We start from the raw sequence: 16739 nt of genomic DNA on the forward strand, positions 1-16739 counted from the left end.
AGGAGGGAAATGGGCATGGCCGCGGGATCGTTCCACCCTCGCGCGGTCACAGGTTCGTGGCGTGAATTGCGCCACGTGCGCGAAGTTTTTTCGGGGCGCAGGGAACCGGCGGAGACTGGCTCAAATGCCGGGTATCGGGGTCGAGAACTGACATATTTCGGGTGTCTCGATCACAAGACGAACGGTTCGTCCGAGACGCTGACCAAGGGTCAAATTCGAGGCCCCGACGCAACGCCTGCCGAAGCCGGGCCAGCGCCGACCCGCGGGATGGCGCTGCTACGCTACTTATGCGCGGTTTATGGCTGCCGTGTCCGGACGCCCTCAAATCGAGGCGCTTGGGTCAGCAAAGCGCCAACCCGGGGGGCGGGTCGGCGCTTACGACGCGGTAAGCGGTACAGCTTGCAAGGATTTTCCGGGAAACCGATTAATTGGTGCCACGAGATCTGCTATTTCGAAATATAACTAATTGCTTTATCTATTATAAACATTCTACGGCGTAAATCATCAAGATTTCGCGGAGCATCACAAAATTCGTGATATTCGCTCAGAGATCTAAATCCAAAGCGGTTCCATGAAATTCCCATTAATATTGGATGCAATAGCTTTAGCACCTGGAACGCAAGGTCCTCTTGATCTTCTGCGGCGATATCCCTACCATGTGACAAATAATTTCTTCTATCTTTGAGGTGCATGCCAATTTGGATAATCATATCGGACTGCATCCAATGAGAAGCCGCGCGTCGAACGACGTCATCGTATGAAGTTTTTCTATCGTTGCCCGAACACATTTTTTCCATCAATCGCCAGCCATCCATAAAAACATCCTCCATATCAGTTTGACTAAAAGCCTTCTGAAATCTTGCCAAGAAGTCTTCGGACTCCGATTTAAGAGCAGACTTGGAAATTTCGCCCCTCAACCTCTTAAAAGCAAAGCTTAATTTATCGCCCTCTTCCCGCACCCTTCGCTCTGGATCAGAGTTTCTTGGAAAACTACTATACCAAAAGCCCTTATAGGCCAGTTCACCCTTTTCGCTATGAACAGTCACCATTGGACATACCAAGAACTTGGAGATTGGCTTTTTCTCCCCAAAACTTAGTCTGTAAGAATGCGGTGAAGTAGCTAGTGCAGACAAAATTCCCAGTTCAGTTGCAAGTACGGTGTCTGCCTGCAAATAGGCGTCTTGTGGTGAAACAGCAGTCACCGAACAAAAAACAAGCGACACGTCAGCAGTTTCAGATGGAAAAATTCGAAGTCCTTTAAAAAACTGATCTTTTGCGAGCTCCTGCCTATTCTGAACGACTTTCGTCCATTTTTCTGTGCGAGCAGGTGAAAAATTCATTGTTACGCCGTTCCTCCGCATTACTCCTTCAATATACGGACTCACATTCCAAACAGGAAAAACAGCAACATACTTTCTTCTACCTCCAAATAATTCCTTAGCTATCGAATTAATGGAGCGCAGAAAGTCTCCTTCGTTTACATAATCATGTGAGGAAATAGCTCTATCAATCACCAATTGCATAAAAGCCGATGACAGCTCGCCATAGTTAAGCGCCGTGAGAAAATAACTCTTCCAAATTTCTTCGCTTCCAAAGCTCTTTAAAGTTCTCGATCCACCTTCCTTGAATTCACGCGACAAGGCCAGCTCTTTAAGAGCAATATCAAATCTGTAGCCAGACCTCTTCGTGATGTTCAATTTGACCGACCGCCTTCTAACACCCCCTTAAACTCCCGCCATTCCCCCTTGCTCATGCCCGAGGTTTCCTGCGTCACCTCCTCGCCCTTCAGCATCCGACGCACGCAGTCCAGCGCGGTGCCCGAGAGGGTGGCGCCGCCCATGCGGTAATCCTCGAAGGCGCGATACGCAAAGGGTACCCAGTCGGCGACGACAGAACAGATCGCGTCGGCATAGACGCGGATCTCGTATTGCGCGTGGGCGTCGGCGCGCAGGCGGAGGAAGTGCAGCAGGTTGTGCAGGTCCACCTTCCAGTACCACTGGGTGTAGATGTTGGCGGGCAGGTTCATGCGGGCCAGTTCGCGGGCGAGGCCCTGCTGGCCGTCCTGGCTGATCATCTCTTCGTAGTGGTCGTAGGCGCGCATCGCATCGTCGCGCAGGTAGCGCAGCACGCGGTCGGCCTCTTCGCCCTCCAGCGCTTCGCCCCGGCCCTGGTTGTTGACGACGGACTGCGCCGCGAGGTGTTCCGGCGCGGGGATGTAGAATTCGCGGTCGAGGATCGAGTAGCGGGCGGAGTATTCGTTGACGTTGGCGGTGCGGTGACGGATCCACTGGCGCGCGACGAAGACCGGCAGTTTGACGTGCAGCTTGATCTCGCACATCTCGAAGGGGGTCGAATGCCAATGGCGCATGAGATAACGGATCAGTCCCTCGTCATTCTGCACCGACTTGGTGCCGCGGCCGTAGGACACTCGCGCCGCCTGGCAGATCGCCGCATCGTCGCCCATGTAGTCGATGACGCGGACAAAGCCGTGATCCAGCACCGGGATCGCCGTGTAGAGGTGCTGCTCCATGCCCGCCGAGGTCGCGCGCAGGGTTTCGGTGCGGGTGCCGCGCAGGGCGTCGATTTCGGCCTGCTGGTCTGCCGAGAGCGTCGATTTCGGGGCCATGGCGAATCCTTTCCCACCAGATGAGTCGCCGCCGACTATATCTTGGCGGAAACGGTCAAGAAACCGCCAGATAGGGTGGCGGCAAAAGCGCCTCAGTCCCTTGATTTTCCTCGGACCCTGCCCAGTCGAAGATTGACTTTCGCACGCAATCGCCGGACGCTTCCCGCAAAACACGATTATAAAAATCGAGGCAGCAGTGATGAACCGACTTCTATTGGCGCTTCTGGCGCTCTCTCTCGTGTCCGCATGCGGCTCCGGCGGCGGCAGCGGTGGCAGCGGCGGCGACGTCAACGACGTGCTCGCCAACGATGAAGAGGACGGCGGCGACGAGGAAACGCCGCCCGACGAGGAAGAGCCCCCGACCGACGGCGAAGAGGAAGTGCCCGACGGCGTGACCGGCATTCCCGAGACGCTCTCGCAGAACGTGACCAGCTTTGCCTTCAGCCCCGACAAGGGCACCGTGACCATCTCGCTCGACGGCGTCGACACCACCCCCATCGAAGCGACCTACGCGCGCAACCCGGCGCTCGATATGGGCGGCTACCTCGCCTATTCGGTGCAGGAGGATTCGCTCGACCGGCTCTACATCGCGATGGCGCAGGAAACCGCGGACGGCGGCGCGCGCGCCGTGGCCGTGGGCGACGGCGGCCAGTTCAACCGCGTGCTTCCGGGCGGCTTTTACGAACGCGACGGAGATTATACCCCGCCCGCGGTGGGCGTCGGCCCCGGTGCCGGTCAGGTATCCTATGCCGGCAATTACACGGCCATCACAAACGCCACCTCGAGCGACGGATCGGCGCTGCTGCCGGTCGACACGACACAGCCCGGCCTGCCCGATCTTCCGGGCCAGCCCGCCATGGTGCGCGCCACGATCTTCTTCAACGCCAACTTTGCCGAGAACAAGATCAACGGCAGCATCAACAACCGGCAACTCATCAGCCCGATCGACGGGACCGCGACGGAAACCTGGGAAGACATTGAACTGATCATCACCGATATCGACGAGAACGGCGAATTCTTCGGCGACGCCGAACATGACGGCCGGCTCAACGTCGATGTCGGCGATTACGGCGGCATCATCAGCGGCGCCGACGGCAGCTATGTCTCGGGTATCGTCGCCTTGAGCGACTCCACCCAGTCGCGCGAGAACGACACCGAGGTCGGCGTCTTCGTCCTGACCCAGTGCGGCAAGGACGGCGACGCGGCGGTCTGCGACCAAGTCCAGCCGAACTGATCCGATGCGGCGGGCCGCCCTGTCCCTTTGCGCCGCACTGACCTTCTGGGCGCCCGCGCCGCCGGCCCTATCGCAACAGGGCGGCGGCGACGAGGTGGTGCTGAGCCTGCCGCAGATGCGCGTGGCCGCGATGCGGGCGGTCAGCGCGGGCCAGTACGAGATCGCCATCAACCTCGCCCACGCGATGCTGGCCGCGCATCCCGACGACAGCTTTTCGCATTTCGTCATCGCCCAGGCCTTTCTGCGCAACGGCCAGCCGACCGAGGCGCGCCCGGCGGCCAAGCTGTCCTACAGGCTGGCGGACACCCCCGTGCAGAGGCACGAGGCGGCGCGCCTTGCCGCCTTGTCCGAGGCGATGGACGAACGGTTCCTGCCCGCGCAGTTCTGGCTGCGTCGCGCCGTGCAGGCGGCTCCTGACGAGAAGATGCGCGCGCGCACCGTGCGGGAATTCCGCGCCGCGCGGCGCGCCGCCAAGTTGCACCTGACCTTCGGGCTGTCGGTCGCCCCCTCCTCCAATGTCAACGGCGGCGCGTCGGAAGAGCTCAACGTCGTCGACGGGGTGCCGCTGGTCGGCATCCTGTCGCCCGACGCCCAGGCGCTGTCGGGCTACGTGGCCCAGGGCGACCTGCGCGCGCGCTACCGTCTGCGCCGATCCGAATGGTCGCAGACCCAGCTGCATGGCGCGCTGCAGGTGCGCCGGGTCACCCTGAGCGACGAGGCGCGGGACAAGGCGCCCAATGCCAAGGGCAGCACCTACAATTCGACCCTGTTCGATTTCGGCCTGAGCCATACGCAGAAACTCAACGAGGCGGGCACGTTGTTGACCGGGGGCGGCTTTCTCGGGCGCACCTGGTACGGCGGCGATCCGGCCTACGATTACGGCCGTGCCTCGCTGACGCTGTCGCAGCCGCTGGGAGACAGGACCTCGCTGAGCTTCGGCGGTCTCTACCAGGAGCAATGGAACGACGGCGGCCCCTATGCCGATGTCGAAACCACCGGATGGCAGGCGGGCGTGACCCACTACCTGACCAACGACGACCGGCTGAGCCTGTCGCTGGCGCGCTCGGAAAGCCTGTCCGATAACACCCAGCAGACCTCGGACGGCGACACCCTGTCACTGGGTTACGCGCGGGCCGAGCCGGTGGGTCCGGTCAGGATCTCCGCCGCCTTCAGCGCCACGCGCAAGGCCTATCCCGACTACCGCGTGTTCATTCCGGTCCCGGGGGGCCGCGAGGACACCGAATACGGAGCCACGCTGGACCTGACGCTGCACGATTTCGATTATTACGGCTTTGTGCCCAACGTCCGGCTGCAGGCAGAACGGACCGATTCCAACGTCAGCCGCTTCGACACCGAAACCTTCTCGATCTCCATCGGCTTCGAATCCGCCTTCTGATGTCTCGACTTATGGCGGCGGGCTGCTAGCCTTTCGCCAAAGCAACATCAAAGGAGGCATCATGCCGACGCGCTATCTGCACACCATGGTTCGGGTCAAGGACCTCGACGCGACGATCCGGTTCTTCAAGCTGCTGGGCCTCAAGGAGCGCACTCGCAAGGAAAACGAAGGCGGCCGCTTCACGCTGGTTTTCCTCTGCCCGCCCGAACAGGACGATGGCACGGCGGATGTGGAGCTGACCTACAACTGGGACGGCGACGACGGTCTGCCCTCGGACAGCCGCCACTTCGGCCACCTCGCCTACACGGTCGAGAACATCTACGACATGTGCCAGCACCTGATGGACAACGGCGTGACCATCAACCGCCCGCCGCGCGACGGACACATGGCGTTTGTGCGGTCGCCGGACAACATCTCGGTCGAGCTGTTGCAGCAGGGCGACGCGCTGCCCAAGCAGGAGCCCTGGGCCAGCATGGAGAACACGGGTCATTGGTAAGGCTGCTGTGCCTTCTGACGATGCTTTGGGCCGCCCCGGCGGCGGCCCAGACGCCATGCCGGCTGGCGCTCCTGCTGGCGCTCGACGTGTCGTCCTCGGTCGATGCGGAGGAACACGAGCTGCAGAAGGCCGGCATCGCCGCGTCGCTGAACGACCCGGACATCCGCCACGCCATCCTGAACGGCGGGCCGGGCACGGTGGCGCTGGCGGTCTATGAATGGAGCGGGCGGCGGCAGAGCGCCGTGGTGCAGGACTGGACGCTGCTGACGGATGCGGGCGCGATCGAGCGTGCCGCGGGCCAGATCATGGGCACGGCGCGCAGCGAAACCCGCTTTCCCACCGCCATGGGCTACGCGCTGGGGTTCGGCGCCACGATGCTGCGCCGCGCCCCCGACTGCACCCGCCGGGTGATCGACGTGTCGGGCGACGGCATCACCAACGATGGTTTCGGACCGGAGCTGGCCTACCGGCACTTCCCTTTCGACGGCGTGACGGTGAACGGGCTCGCGGTGCTGGGCGCCGATCCGCAGGTACAGGATTATTACCAGGATTTCGTCCGCCACGGCCCCGGTGCCTTTGTCGAGACGGCCGAAGGCTATGCCGGTTTCCGCCGCGCCATGACGCGCAAGCTGTTTCGTGAAATCAACGACATGCAGGTCGGGGGCCGCGCCTTGCCCCATGCGGACCGGCCGGGATGAGGCGGCTGGCGCTGCTGCTTTCGCTCTGGGCCGGCGCGGCGCAGGCCGACTGCCGGCAAGCCTTGGCGCTGGGGATGGACGTTTCGGGATCGGTGGATGCGCAGGACTATGCGCTGCAGATGCAGGGGCTTGCCGCGGCGCTGGAACATCCGCAGGTGCGCGCCGCGCTTCTGTCCCGGCCCGCCTTGCCAGTCCGGCTTGCGGTCTTCGAATGGAGCGGTCCCGCGGATCAGCATCTGACGCTGGACTGGCGCGCCATCGACAGTGCCGCAGCGCTGGACGCGGTGGCGCGCTCCTTACGCGACGCAGACCGCGGGCCCGGCGATCCGTCGACGGCGCTGGGGTCCGCGATGCGCTATGGCGAAGCCCTGCTGGCGCAGCAGCCGGCCTGCTGGCGCCGGACGCTGGACCTCTCCGGGGACGGGCTGTCGAACACCGGCCCGCGCCCGCAGGATGTACGCGGCGCTCTGCCGCGCGACGTTACCGTGAATGCGCTGGTCATCGGCCTGCCGGAGCGGCCCGGCCAGGTCAGTCCCGGGCTGGGGCAGCTGACCTCCTATTTTCGCGCTTACGTGATCCACGGAACGGACGCCTTTGTCGAAACCGCGCTGGGGTTCGAGGATTTCGAGGCGTCGATGGTGCGCAAGCTGCTGCGCGAATTGACGGACCTGCCGGTGTCCCGCGGACCGGCGACGGGGCCCGTGCGCGAGGCGCGCGCGGATCAGTAGATATAGCGGATCTGGTCGGTCCAGTAGCGTTCCATCCGGCGCAAAGACGTGGTGATGTCCTCGATCCCCGAGGCGCCGAGCACGCCTTTGGATTCCAGCCCGTCGGCATGGCGGGCGAACAGCTGCGAGACGATATCCCGGATCTCGCGCCCGCGTTCGGTCAGGCGCACGCGGACGGAGCGGCGGTCGATCTCGCAGCGCTGGTGGTGCATGAAGCCCATGTCGACCAGTTTCTTGAGGTTGTAGCTGACGTTGCTGCCCTGGTAGTAGCCGCGGGTCTTGAGTTCGCCCGCCGTCACCTCGTTGTCGCCGATGTTGAACAGCAGCAGCGCCTGCACCGCGTTGATTTCAAGCACACCGACCCGTTCGAATTCATCCTTGATCACGTCAAGCAGCAGGCGGTGCAACCGTTCGACAAGCGCCAGCGCCTCGAGATATCCGGTCATGAAACCCTGGTCCGGGCCGCCCCTCATCGAGGAATGAATGCTCATCTGTCTCTCCGCCTTGCTGGTGCGGAGAGAGATGACAAGAAAAAACGAAAAATCCGTTAAACTGCAAAAGCTTCGATCATATCGTGTTTAATCCGCGGGTTCGGTGACCTGCCGGATGTCCGCGACCAGCGCTGTCAGGCGGTCGGGCGCCGCGGTCTGGCCCGTCACCCACTGGTAAAGATCCTGGTCGTTTTCCTCGAGCAGAGCGTCATAGGCATCGAGCTCGGCCGGTGCCAGATCGGCCAGCCGCCGGTCGGCATAGCGCATCAGGATGATGTCCATTTCCTTGATGCCGCGGCGCATGGAGCGCATGCGCAGCCGCTTGATCCGGGTCTCGGGCGTTTCCGGCGTCATGCCGGGTACTTCAGAAGCTTGCGCAGCTTCTTCTCGAGCCGCCCGACCTCTTCGGCGGCGGCGTGGACGCGGTTCTGCACGGCGCGCAGTTCGATCAGCACCGCCTTGACGTCCGGCGACTCGTCGCCTTCGTCGCTCGGCGCGCTCAGCCCCTGACCCTGCCCGGTCATCAGCCAGACCATCGACACGTTCAGAAGCCCCGCCATCATCGACAGCCGGTTGGCGCGAGGCTCCGACAGGTCTTCCTCCCAGTGCTGCAGCGTCTTGAGCTTCACGCCCAGGCGCTTGGCCAGCTGTTCCTGGGTCATCTGCGACGCTTCGCGCGCCGCCGCGACGCGATCCCCGAAGGTGGCCACTTCGGGCCCGTACCAGTCGTCACCGTCCATCATTCGCCTCTCCCTTTCGGCTTGCCGCTTGATAGGTTTGCCCCCGCATCCTAAGACAGGCGAGCCATGCATACAAACCGGTGTCAGATGTCATTCCTCTCCGTCAACTTAGCCCGGGTGAAGCCTTCGCCCACCGTCGCCATCACGCAAACCGCGCGAGAGCTGAAGGAGGCCGGGCAGGATGTCATCGGGCTGGCCGCCGGTGAGCCGGACTTTGACACGCCGGAGCATATCAAAGATGCCGCGATTGCGGCGATCCATGCGGGAAAAACGAAATACACCGCGCCGGATGGGATTCCCGAACTGAAACGGGCGATCTGCGACAAGTTCCGGCGCGAGAACGGACTGTCCTACACGCCCCCGCAGGTGAGCGTCAGCACCGGCGGCAAGCAGGTGCTGTACAATGCCCTGATGGCCACGCTGAACCCCGGGGACGAGGTCATCATCCCCGCGCCCTACTGGGTCAGCTATCCCGACATGGTGCTGTTGGCGGGCGGTACGCCCGTGATCGTCGAAACCACGCTGGAGGACGGGTTCCGCATCACGCCCGAGGCGCTCGAGGCGGCGATCACGCCGAAGACCAAGTGGTTCCTGTTCAACTCGCCCAGCAACCCCACCGGCGCGGGCTACACCCGCGCGCAGCTTGGCGCGCTGACCGATGTGCTGTTGCGCCACGACCACGTCTGGGTGATGTCCGACGACATGTACGAGCACCTCGCCTATGACGATTTCACCTTCTGCACACCGGCCGAGGTCGAACCAAAGCTTTACGAACGCACTCTGACCGTCAACGGCGTCAGCAAGGCCTATGCCATGACCGGCTGGCGCATCGGCTATGCCGCGGGGCCCGAGCCGCTCATCGCGGCAATGCGCAAGATCCAGAGCCAGTCGACGACCAATCCCTGCTCGATCAGCCAATGGGCGGCGGTCGAGGCGCTGAATGGCCCGCAGGACTTTCTGGCCGAGCGCTGCGCCGCCTTCAAGGCCCGCCGGAACCTCGTGGCGGATATGCTGAACGCGGCGCCCGGTATCTCCTGCCCGGTGCCGGAGGGCGCGTTCTATGTCTATCCTTCGGTCGCCGGATGTCTGGGCAAGACCTCGGCCGGCGGCGCGCGGATCGACACGGACGAGGATTTCGCCACGGCGCTTCTGGCGGAAACCGGAGTCGCGGTAGTCTTCGGCGCGGCCTTTGGCCTTTCACCCTACTTCCGGATCAGCTATGCCACCTCCGACGACGTCCTGCACGAGGCCTGTTCCCGGATCGTCCGGTTCTGCGAGGGCCTGACGGAGTCGCCGTTACGGAGTGCGTGACCCCCATGGCCAGTGACCTTCCCCAGTATTACTTTCGCGTGCGCGAAAACGGTGCCCTGGCCTTTCGCGTGGATACCGAGAACCGGCACCGCCGCATCGACATGGACCAGATCGCGGTGATCAACATGCGCAACGGCGAGATCAAGCCGCATGGCGACCGCGACCTGGACCAGGAGGATCTCGACGCGATCCGGGGCTGGATGGCGCGGCGCGGCGAGGTGCTGGCGATGCGCGACATCGACGACATCCGCCGCACCATCGACCACCTGAACCTCACCGCGCAATGGGCGCAGTCCAAGGCCGAGGCCGCGCAGCTCGAGGAGGTGACGGACGACCTGCTGCTGGCCATGCACGACCTCCGCACGGTGCTGGTACGCAAGAAATCCGAGCGCATGCTCAAGGAGTGAGAGCGCGCGGCGCTTGCAAAATGCGCACCGCAATGTATATTTCAATGTACATTACGGAGGGCATCTCATGGCACGTCTGCACACCAATCACATCTGCACCATGACCGAACTGCGCGAACCGCAGAAGGTGCTCGACCGTGCGGGCGGCAAACCCGTGGCGATCATGAAGAATTCCCGCTGCGTCGGCTACCTGGTGCCCGAAGAGGCGACGCTTCAGGGTGAACCGCGCTATGCCACGATGGACGAGGTGATGGCGTCTCTTGAGAAGCGCCGCGAGATCAACGATCCGGTGCTTGAATACCTTAAGGACAAATGACCTTTATCCTATTGTCGGCGCAGATCGTCGAACATATCCACGATTCCGTTCTCAATCCCGGGGAATTGCAGGGCCTTGCGCGCGACAAGTCGCTCGAAAGCGCCCTCGCACGGGTCGACAACCGGCTGGTCTATGGCATGATCCATGATGTCTTCGACCTCGCGGCGGCCTATGCGCAGGCGATCGCGACGGGCCATTGTTTCAACGACGGCAATAAACGTACCGCGCATCAGAGCATGGACGTCTGCCTGGATCTCAACGGTGTCGAGATCGCTTGGGACGCTACAAAGGTCGGTGACCAGATCATCCGGCTGGCGCAAGGACATCTCGACAGCGCCGATTTCGCCGACTGGCTGCGCCGACAGGCCGTCTGATCGCGGACCTTGCGCGGGTCACGCTCCCGGACCGCCGGGTGAAGCCACGCCGAATACGCTCAACACGGAACGGACGGCCCGAACCGGCCGCCGCAGGTTCGGGACTATTCACGTCGTTCCGGGCACGGGCGTCCGGCCCTCAATACGCCGCGTGATCGGAATTCGAATGGCCGCAGTTGCCGCAGACGGAACTGTCGTATTCGTCCTTGAACGCCCGGCAGCTGCATTTGGAACAGGCGCCGCGGCGGGTGTTGTAGGTCGCCTGCAACGGCGGCGAGGTGGTGTCGGAGGTGGCCGGCACGGTCTGGGTCATGGCAAATACTTTCCTGAAAATCGACAACAATGCGCAACAATACCACAGCCCCGGAGAGCCGCCAAACGCCGCCTCGCCTCTTTCCCCGGCCCGGCCCCTCTGCCATACTGCGCCCAACCAAAACCAAGAAAGAGCAGCAGCCATGGCCGAAGACCTTCTCTCCGGGCCCGCGCCCAGCGATTACGACGCCGCCTCGATCCAGGTGCTCGAGGATATGGAGCACGTCCGCCTGCGTCCCGGCATGTACATCGGCGGCAAGGACGACCGCGCGCTGCATCACATGGTGGCGGAGATCGTCGACAACTCCATGGACGAGGCGGTGGCCGGACACGCCTCCTGGATCGAGATCGAGCTGCACGAGAATGGCCATGTGAGCGTGCGCGACAACGGCCGCGGCATTCCCACCGGCCCGCACCCCAAGGACCCGGCGAAATCGGCGCTCGAGATCATCTTCTGCACGCTCAACGCCGGCGGCAAGTTCTCGGGCGACAATTACGAAACCTCGGGCGGCCTGCACGGCGTCGGCTCCTCGGTGGTGAACGCGCTGTCGGACCACCTGCGGGTCGAGGTGGCGCGCAACAAGGAACTCTTTGCCATGGAGTTCTCGCGCGGGATGCCGCAGGGCCAGCTGGAAAAGATCGGCGCCGCCCCCAACCGGCGCGGCACCTCGGTGACCTTCCATCCCGACCCCGAAATTTTCGGTTCGCTCCAACTCAAGCCCGCCCGGCTTTTCGCCATGGCGCGGTCCAAGGCGTACCTCTTTTCCGGCGTGAAGATCCGCTGGAAGACCGCGATTGCCGACGGCGACACGCCCACCGAGGCGGAATTCCACTTTCCCGGCGGCCTGTCGGATTTCCTCAAGGACAGCATGGGCGGGGCGACCACCTATGCCGACCAGCCGTTCTCCGGCAAGGTCGAGTTCCGCGAGAAGTTCGGCCAGCCCGGAAAGGTCGAATGGGCGATCAACTGGACACCCTCGCGCGACGGCTTCATCCGCTCCTACTGCAACACCGTGCCGACGCCCGAGGGCGGCACGCACGAACAGGGCTTCTGGGCCGCGATCCTCAAGGGTGTGAAGGCCTACGGCGAGCTGGTGAACAACCGGAAGGCCGCCCAGATCACCCGCGAGGACCTGATCGGCGGCGCCGGAGCGCTGGTGTCGTGCTTCGTGCGCGAGCCGGAATTCGTCGGCCAGACCAAGGACCGGCTCGCCACGACCGAGGCCGCGCGCATGGTCGAAGGCGCCGTGCGCGATCATTTCGACAACTGGCTGGCGGCGGACACCAAGTCGGCCGGCGCGATCCTCGATTTCCTCGTGCTGCGCGCCGAGGAACGGCTGCGCCGCCGGCAGGAGAAGGAAACCGCGCGCAAGTCGGCGACGAAAAAGCTGCGCCTGCCCGGCAAGCTCACCGACTGCACCGCCAAGAACCGCGACGGCACCGAATTGTTCATCGTCGAGGGCGACAGCGCCGGCGGCTCGGCCAAGGGCGCGCGGTTCCGCGAATTCCAGGCGCTGCTGCCGCTCAAGGGCAAGATCCTCAACGTGCTGGGGGCGGCGTCGTCGAAGCTAGGGTCGAATGCCGAGATTTCGGATTTGTGTGAGGCCCTCGGCGTCGGCATGGGGTCCAAGTTCAACCTCGACGACCTGCGCTACGACCGCATCATCATCATGACGGACGCGGACGTGGACGGCGCGCATATCGCCTCGCTGCTGATGACCTTCTTCTTCACCCAGATGCGCCCGCTGATCGACCAGGGCCACCTCTACCTCGCCTGCCCGCCGCTCTACCGGCTGACGCAGGGGCCGAAGCGGCTCTATGTCGCCAACGATGCCGAGAAGGACCGGATGCTCGGGGTGGGTCTCGGCGGCAAGGGCAAGATCGACGTGCAGCGCTTCAAGGGCCTGGGCGAGATGGATGCGAAGGACCTGAAAGAGACCACGATGGACCCCGCAACCCGCCGGCTGATCCGCGTGACCATCGACGAGGACGAACCCGGCCAGACCGGCGACCTGGTGGAGCGCCTGATGGGCAAGAAACCAGAACTGCGGTTCCAGTATATCCAGGAGAACGCGCGCTTCGTGGAGGAGCTTGACGTCTGAGCCGCGCAGCGCCCGACCGCGGGTGGGCGCACCGACCATTGAGCAGCGCGCTTTATCCCGCGTCCCCGAAAACCTTCCAAAATGCCAAATAACACCGGCAAAGCGCCCGCCCGGGGGGCGGTCGGGCGCTGCGCGGCGGCGGCCATGGGCCGCCTTGGTTCCGCGCAGGAAATGCGTCTGCTGATGTGCATGAAAATAGATCGCGTCTCCAGATCAAGAGACGGTGGTGCGCGTCCACTCCAACCGGCGAGAAGGCCGCTCGCCCCTCAGCCTGCGTTTGACCTCCTTTTCTACGTGCAGAGCAATTCCACGTCGGGCCGAACACCATGACCTCACCTTATGCTTAAGGTGGGTTTCCAACCCACCGCCCCACAAAAAATCCCCGCACGTCCCCCTTGCGCAAACCCGCACGCGGGCGCACCTTCACGGAGCAGGCCACACGCCGAACCGCGCCGCCTGCTGCCTCACCGGTGACATCGCCCTGACACTGTCAGGCGCCCCTGCCCCCTCTGAGCATCGACCCGGTGGGCATGAGCCGTCCGGGAACCCGCACGGAGCAGACCCATGTCCAAGGAAAAGAATCGCGGCAACCGCGAAGCGAAGAAACCCAAGAAGGAAAAGCCCAAGGTCCTTGCCACCGCCAACAGCGGTGCGGCCCGGGCCGATACGGTGATCGGCGGCAAGAAGGTGAAGTGACCCGCCGCCGGGGCGCTGCGCCATCCGCGTGGCGGCCCGGTCCGCGGCACACGTAACCGTGCGCAGTTCGGGCTTGCCAGACGTCCGCGCTTACGGCTTTGTCACTGCCATGCGTTGGGTGTTCCTGTTCCTGTGTCTCGCCGCCTGCGGCCGGTCCCTGACCGGCGACGAGATCGCCTTTGCGCACGCCCTGGGCGGCGGCGAGATCGACACGGCGCGGGTGCGGCTCGTGGGCGACAATCCCGGCGGGGCCATCACCTATACGCGTCCCATCCGCCCGCGCCTCACCTGTTCGGAACGCATCTGGCCGCCCTCGCGGGGGGAACGGGTGCGTGTCGCACCGGGGGGGACGGTGCTCTTCAACACGGTGATGGTACGCCCCGATCTCTTCCGCGACGATTTCCTCGAAGGCTACCCCGACCGGGTCGATCTCGTTGACCTCATGTTCTTCGCCCACGAACTGACCCATGTCTGGCAATGGCAGAACCGCCGCAAAACCGGCTACCACCCTCTGCGCGCGCTTTCGGAACATTCGCGCTCCGACGACCCCTATCTCTTCGATCCCGACAGCGCCGCGCGGTTCGAGGATTTCGGCTACGAGCAGCAGGGCGCCATCGTCGAGGAATACGTCTGCTGCCACCTGCTCGACCCGCAGGCGCCCCGTACCACGCGGCTGCGCGACATGATCGCGCAGAGCATGCCGTTGCAGCGGATCGAACGGATGTTGGACCCCAAGGTGGTGCGCATGCCCTGGGCCGGTGCGCAGCCCGAAAACATCTGCCGGTAGGTCCGCCCCGCGCGACCCGCATCCGCCGCGACGGTCCGGCACGCTGGACCGGCACGCGCCCTCCAAACGCAAGAAAGGCGGGGGCATCCCCCGCCTTTCCATTGTCATTTCAAGCCCGATCAGTGCCTGGCCGACCACTGATCGACTTCTTTTTCAGCCTCTTCGCGCGCGATCCCATACTTCTCCTGGATCTTGCCGATCAGCTGATCGCGGTTGCCCTTGGCTTCGGCGATGTCATCGTCGGTGAGCTTGCCCCACTGCTCGCGGACAGAGCCGGTGAGTTGGGTCCATTTGCCTTCGATCGTATCCCAGTTCATGTCGTCACTCCTGCACTTTTTACATCTGCACAAAGAACGCGCATCCGGTGCGGCGGTTCCGCAGCTTCGTGCGGCCCAAGCGTTTTTCCGCTGGGCAGGACCGCTGCGGGACTTACCTTTTCAGGCAGACCGCACACATGCCCCAATCGGAGAGATGCGATGCGCGCCCTTCTGCTTTTTTTCCTGACCCTTTCGCCGGCGCTGGCCAGCGCCCAGGACACCGATCTGGAACTGGTCCTCCTGGCCGATGCCTCGGGCTCCATCGACGCGCGCGAAACCGCGTTCCAGCGACAGGGCTATGCGGCGGCGATCACCGATCCCGAGGTGGTGGCGGCGATCCAGCGCACCGCCTACGGGTCCATCGCGGTGACCTACGTGGAATGGGCCAGCAACCAGGTGACGGTGGTGGACTGGACGCGGATCGACGGGCCCGAGACGGCGCAGGGCTTTGCCGACGCGCTGCTGGTGCCGCCGCGCCAGGCCTACGRGCGCAACGCCATCGGGGCGGCGCTGCTCGAAGGGCTGCGGCTGATGGAGGAGAACGACATCGACGGCTGGCGCCGGGTGATCGACTTTTCCGGCGACTCGGCCAACAACTGGTCCGGCCCGTCCATCGAGGAGGCGCGCGCCGAGGTTCTGGCCGCCGGGGTGACGATCAACGCCCTGCCGATCCTGCGGCCCGACGATCCGGGCCGCGCGCAGGGCGGGCTCGAGGCGCTGTACGAGGACCGCATCATCGGCGGACGCGGCGCCTTCGTGGTCACCGCCGAGGATCGCGCGTCCTTTGCCGAAGCGGTCAAACGCAAGCTGATCCTCGAGATTTCCGGCGAGATGCCCAAACGCGACTACGCACTCGGGCTGCGCTAGGACGACCTGCAAAGACCGGACCTTTCGACCCGGACTTATGATTTCCTTTCATACCCTTATCCGCGAAATTTCACGCACTGCATGAGGCCGCCGAGGACCGCGAGTTCAGACCACCGCGCAGATGTCCTGCGCGTCTTTGCGCGCGCGTTCCGGCCAGAGCCGCACGGCCCCGTCGACACACAGCGTCACACGCGCAGCCCCCGGACCGCAGGGCGTCGCCTGCATCGCAAGCCGGTGCCCGTCGAAGCTGCGCAACGTGCAGCCCGCGGCGGCGCCGTCCGCCTCCAGCGTGTCGCGCAAGAGGTCAAGCGCTACCGCCTCGCCGAGGACTATCTCGCGGGTCATCTCGGACGGATATGCGCCCCCTGCCGCACAGCGTCCCGATGCCAGGTTCGCCACCAGAGCGTCGAGTTCTGCGCCGACGCCGCGTTCGTCGGCCTGGGTCCCGCCCGGACAGCGCAGGGCCAGGACGGCCTTGGCCACCGTCGCCATGGCCGCGGCGACCGCGATGCTGCCCTCCGCCACCGCCAGCGGCAGCGCGGAGCCGTTGTGGCGCGGGGTCGGCAAGCTCAGGTCGTGGCGCAAGGCCAGCGGCATCCAGCCGGTCAGCGCGCCGCCTTCGGGATCGGGCAGATCGTGACCGGCCTCGGGCCGCGCGGCATTGGCGCGCGCCACCCAGTCCAGCAGCTCCGGAACCCGTGCTTGCAGCTGCGCATGCAACGCCCGTGCCGTCTGCGCCTCGGCCCCGCCGCACAGGTCCTCTCCGGCGGCGGCCAGGGCCAGGCGCGTGGCCAGAACCGCCGGGCGGTCCGGGCGCGGTGTTGCCGCCCCGGCGCGCGCG

At 64.2% G+C, this 16739-nt stretch carries 21 protein-coding genes; 13 read left to right on the top strand and 8 right to left on the bottom strand.

Annotation, left to right across the window (positions count from 1 at the left end):
* Positions 1-446: 446 nt before the first annotated feature.
* Positions 447-1697 (bottom strand): hypothetical protein, encoded by a 1251-nt coding sequence (locus DU478_RS22685; protein ID WP_147276342.1) that lies wholly within the window; start codon positions 1695-1697, stop codon positions 447-449.
* Entirely contained in the window at positions 1694-2626 is a 933-nt protein-coding gene (gene thyX, locus DU478_RS13245) for an FAD-dependent thymidylate synthase (RefSeq protein ID WP_114511438.1), read from the bottom strand. Before thyX ends, DU478_RS22685 begins: the two co-directional genes overlap by 4 nt.
* Before the next feature lie 199 nt (positions 2627-2825).
* Here thyX and DU478_RS13250 point away from each other — a divergent pair, with 199 nt between their 5' ends.
* The 5 genes from DU478_RS13250 (at position 2826) to DU478_RS13270 (ending at position 7178) form a co-directional block, all read left to right on the top strand.
* Complete coding sequence (locus DU478_RS13250; RefSeq protein ID WP_147276343.1) at positions 2826-3860, top strand: thymidylate synthase; 1035 nt, start codon at positions 2826-2828, stop codon at positions 3858-3860.
* A gap of 4 nt (positions 3861-3864) precedes the next feature.
* Positions 3865-5256, top strand: coding sequence for a surface lipoprotein assembly modifier (locus DU478_RS13255; protein ID WP_114511440.1), 1392 nt, complete (start codon positions 3865-3867; stop codon positions 5254-5256).
* 61 nt (positions 5257-5317) lie between these two features.
* The gene (locus DU478_RS13260; RefSeq protein ID WP_114511441.1) at positions 5318-5752 is read left to right on the top strand and encodes a VOC family protein; all 435 of its coding nucleotides are present in this window, start codon (positions 5318-5320) and stop codon (positions 5750-5752) included.
* Positions 5746-6450 (top strand): DUF1194 domain-containing protein, encoded by a 705-nt coding sequence (locus DU478_RS13265; RefSeq protein ID WP_407703164.1) that lies wholly within the window; start codon positions 5746-5748, stop codon positions 6448-6450. Before DU478_RS13260 ends, DU478_RS13265 begins: the two co-directional genes overlap by 7 nt.
* On the top strand, positions 6447-7178 hold the full coding sequence (locus DU478_RS13270; protein WP_114511443.1) for a DUF1194 domain-containing protein: 732 nt from the start codon (positions 6447-6449) through the stop codon (positions 7176-7178). The genes DU478_RS13265 and DU478_RS13270 overlap by 4 nt, the downstream gene beginning before the upstream one ends.
* On the opposite strand, the gene DU478_RS13275 is transcribed toward DU478_RS13270, so the two are convergent.
* The 3 genes from DU478_RS13275 to DU478_RS13285 form a co-directional block, all read right to left on the bottom strand.
* A complete protein-coding gene (locus DU478_RS13275; RefSeq protein WP_114511444.1) occupies positions 7172-7669 on the bottom strand; it encodes a MarR family winged helix-turn-helix transcriptional regulator in 498 nt (165 codons plus the stop codon). The two genes, DU478_RS13270 and DU478_RS13275, sit on opposite strands and share 7 nt — an antisense overlap.
* A gap of 87 nt (positions 7670-7756) precedes the next feature.
* On the bottom strand, positions 7757-8023 hold the full coding sequence (locus DU478_RS13280; RefSeq protein ID WP_114511445.1) for a succinate dehydrogenase assembly factor 2: 267 nt from the start codon (positions 8021-8023) through the stop codon (positions 7757-7759).
* Positions 8020-8412, bottom strand: a complete 393-nt coding sequence (locus DU478_RS13285; protein ID WP_114511446.1) for a helix-turn-helix domain-containing protein — start codon at positions 8410-8412, stop codon at positions 8020-8022. The genes DU478_RS13280 and DU478_RS13285 overlap by 4 nt, the downstream gene beginning before the upstream one ends.
* A gap of 84 nt (positions 8413-8496) precedes the next feature.
* On the opposite strand from DU478_RS13285, the gene DU478_RS13290 reads away from it, so the two are divergent.
* The 4 genes from DU478_RS13290 to DU478_RS13305 all read left to right on the top strand — a co-directional run bounded on the left by DU478_RS13290 (position 8497) and on the right by DU478_RS13305 (position 10817).
* A complete protein-coding gene (locus tag DU478_RS13290; RefSeq protein ID WP_114511447.1) occupies positions 8497-9720 on the top strand; it encodes a pyridoxal phosphate-dependent aminotransferase in 1224 nt (407 codons plus the stop codon).
* Positions 9721-9725: 5 nt separating this feature from the next.
* Entirely contained in the window at positions 9726-10127 is a 402-nt protein-coding gene (locus DU478_RS13295; RefSeq protein WP_114511448.1) for a hypothetical protein, read from the top strand.
* Positions 10128-10194: 67 nt separating this feature from the next.
* Complete coding sequence (locus tag DU478_RS13300) at positions 10195-10443, top strand: hypothetical protein (RefSeq protein ID WP_114511449.1); 249 nt, start codon at positions 10195-10197, stop codon at positions 10441-10443.
* A complete protein-coding gene (locus tag DU478_RS13305) occupies positions 10440-10817 on the top strand; it encodes a type II toxin-antitoxin system death-on-curing family toxin (RefSeq protein ID WP_114511450.1) in 378 nt (125 codons plus the stop codon). The genes DU478_RS13300 and DU478_RS13305 overlap by 4 nt, the downstream gene beginning before the upstream one ends.
* A gap of 139 nt (positions 10818-10956) precedes the next feature.
* Here the strand turns inward: DU478_RS13305 and DU478_RS22910 are convergent, their stop codons facing one another.
* Positions 10957-11130, bottom strand: a complete 174-nt coding sequence (locus DU478_RS22910) for a hypothetical protein (protein WP_158545780.1) — start codon at positions 11128-11130, stop codon at positions 10957-10959.
* A gap of 142 nt (positions 11131-11272) precedes the next feature.
* Here DU478_RS22910 and parE point away from each other — a divergent pair, with 142 nt between their 5' ends.
* The 3 genes from parE (at position 11273) to DU478_RS13315 (ending at position 14714) form a co-directional block, all read left to right on the top strand.
* Positions 11273-13231, top strand: coding sequence for a DNA topoisomerase IV subunit B (gene parE, locus DU478_RS13310; RefSeq protein ID WP_114511451.1), 1959 nt, complete (start codon positions 11273-11275; stop codon positions 13229-13231).
* Between the two features lie 564 nt (positions 13232-13795).
* Entirely contained in the window at positions 13796-13927 is a 132-nt protein-coding gene (locus DU478_RS23580; protein WP_267897109.1) for a hypothetical protein, read from the top strand.
* Positions 13928-14000: 73 nt separating this feature from the next.
* Positions 14001-14714 (top strand): hypothetical protein, encoded by a 714-nt coding sequence (locus DU478_RS13315; RefSeq protein WP_325048101.1) that lies wholly within the window; start codon positions 14001-14003, stop codon positions 14712-14714.
* Between the two features lie 119 nt (positions 14715-14833).
* On the opposite strand, the gene DU478_RS13320 is transcribed toward DU478_RS13315, so the two are convergent.
* Positions 14834-15031, bottom strand: a complete 198-nt coding sequence (locus DU478_RS13320) for a CsbD family protein (protein WP_114511453.1) — start codon at positions 15029-15031, stop codon at positions 14834-14836.
* Positions 15032-15190: 159 nt separating this feature from the next.
* Between DU478_RS13320 and DU478_RS13325 the strand changes: the two genes are divergently transcribed.
* Positions 15191-15898, top strand: a complete 708-nt coding sequence (locus DU478_RS13325) for a DUF1194 domain-containing protein (protein ID WP_114511454.1) — start codon at positions 15191-15193, stop codon at positions 15896-15898.
* Between the two features lie 105 nt (positions 15899-16003).
* On the opposite strand, the gene DU478_RS22915 is transcribed toward DU478_RS13325, so the two are convergent.
* Positions 16004-16739 (bottom strand): hypothetical protein (locus tag DU478_RS22915; RefSeq protein WP_407703165.1); only part of this gene is annotated, 736 nt, incomplete at its 5' end.

It is taken from the genome of Thalassococcus profundi, assembly GCF_003344785.1.
Lineage (GTDB): Bacteria > Pseudomonadota > Alphaproteobacteria > Rhodobacterales > Rhodobacteraceae > Puniceibacterium > Puniceibacterium profundi.

Coding starts and splice junctions, on each gene's coding strand:
- thyX (WP_114511438.1), bottom strand. CDS start 2,626: ATGGCCCCGAAATCGACGCTCTCGGCAGACCAGCAGGCCGAAATCGAC.
- DU478_RS13250 (WP_147276343.1), top strand. CDS start 2,826: ATGAACCGACTTCTATTGGCGCTTCTGGCGCTCTCTCTCGTGTCCGCA.
- DU478_RS13255 (WP_114511440.1), top strand. CDS start 3,865: ATGCGGCGGGCCGCCCTGTCCCTTTGCGCCGCACTGACCTTCTGGGCG.
- DU478_RS13260 (WP_114511441.1), top strand. CDS start 5,318: ATGCCGACGCGCTATCTGCACACCATGGTTCGGGTCAAGGACCTCGAC.
- DU478_RS13270 (WP_114511443.1), top strand. CDS start 6,447: ATGAGGCGGCTGGCGCTGCTGCTTTCGCTCTGGGCCGGCGCGGCGCAG.
- DU478_RS13275 (WP_114511444.1), bottom strand. CDS start 7,669: ATGAGCATTCATTCCTCGATGAGGGGCGGCCCGGACCAGGGTTTCATG.
- DU478_RS13280 (WP_114511445.1), bottom strand. CDS start 8,023: ATGACGCCGGAAACGCCCGAGACCCGGATCAAGCGGCTGCGCATGCGC.
- DU478_RS13285 (WP_114511446.1), bottom strand. CDS start 8,412: ATGATGGACGGTGACGACTGGTACGGGCCCGAAGTGGCCACCTTCGGG.
- DU478_RS13290 (WP_114511447.1), top strand. CDS start 8,497: ATGTCATTCCTCTCCGTCAACTTAGCCCGGGTGAAGCCTTCGCCCACC.
- DU478_RS13295 (WP_114511448.1), top strand. CDS start 9,726: ATGGCCAGTGACCTTCCCCAGTATTACTTTCGCGTGCGCGAAAACGGT.
- DU478_RS13300 (WP_114511449.1), top strand. CDS start 10,195: ATGGCACGTCTGCACACCAATCACATCTGCACCATGACCGAACTGCGC.
- DU478_RS13305 (WP_114511450.1), top strand. CDS start 10,440: ATGACCTTTATCCTATTGTCGGCGCAGATCGTCGAACATATCCACGAT.
- DU478_RS22910 (WP_158545780.1), bottom strand. CDS start 11,130: ATGACCCAGACCGTGCCGGCCACCTCCGACACCACCTCGCCGCCGTTG.
- parE (WP_114511451.1), top strand. CDS start 11,273: ATGGCCGAAGACCTTCTCTCCGGGCCCGCGCCCAGCGATTACGACGCC.
- DU478_RS23580 (WP_267897109.1), top strand. CDS start 13,796: ATGTCCAAGGAAAAGAATCGCGGCAACCGCGAAGCGAAGAAACCCAAG.
- DU478_RS13320 (WP_114511453.1), bottom strand. CDS start 15,031: ATGAACTGGGATACGATCGAAGGCAAATGGACCCAACTCACCGGCTCT.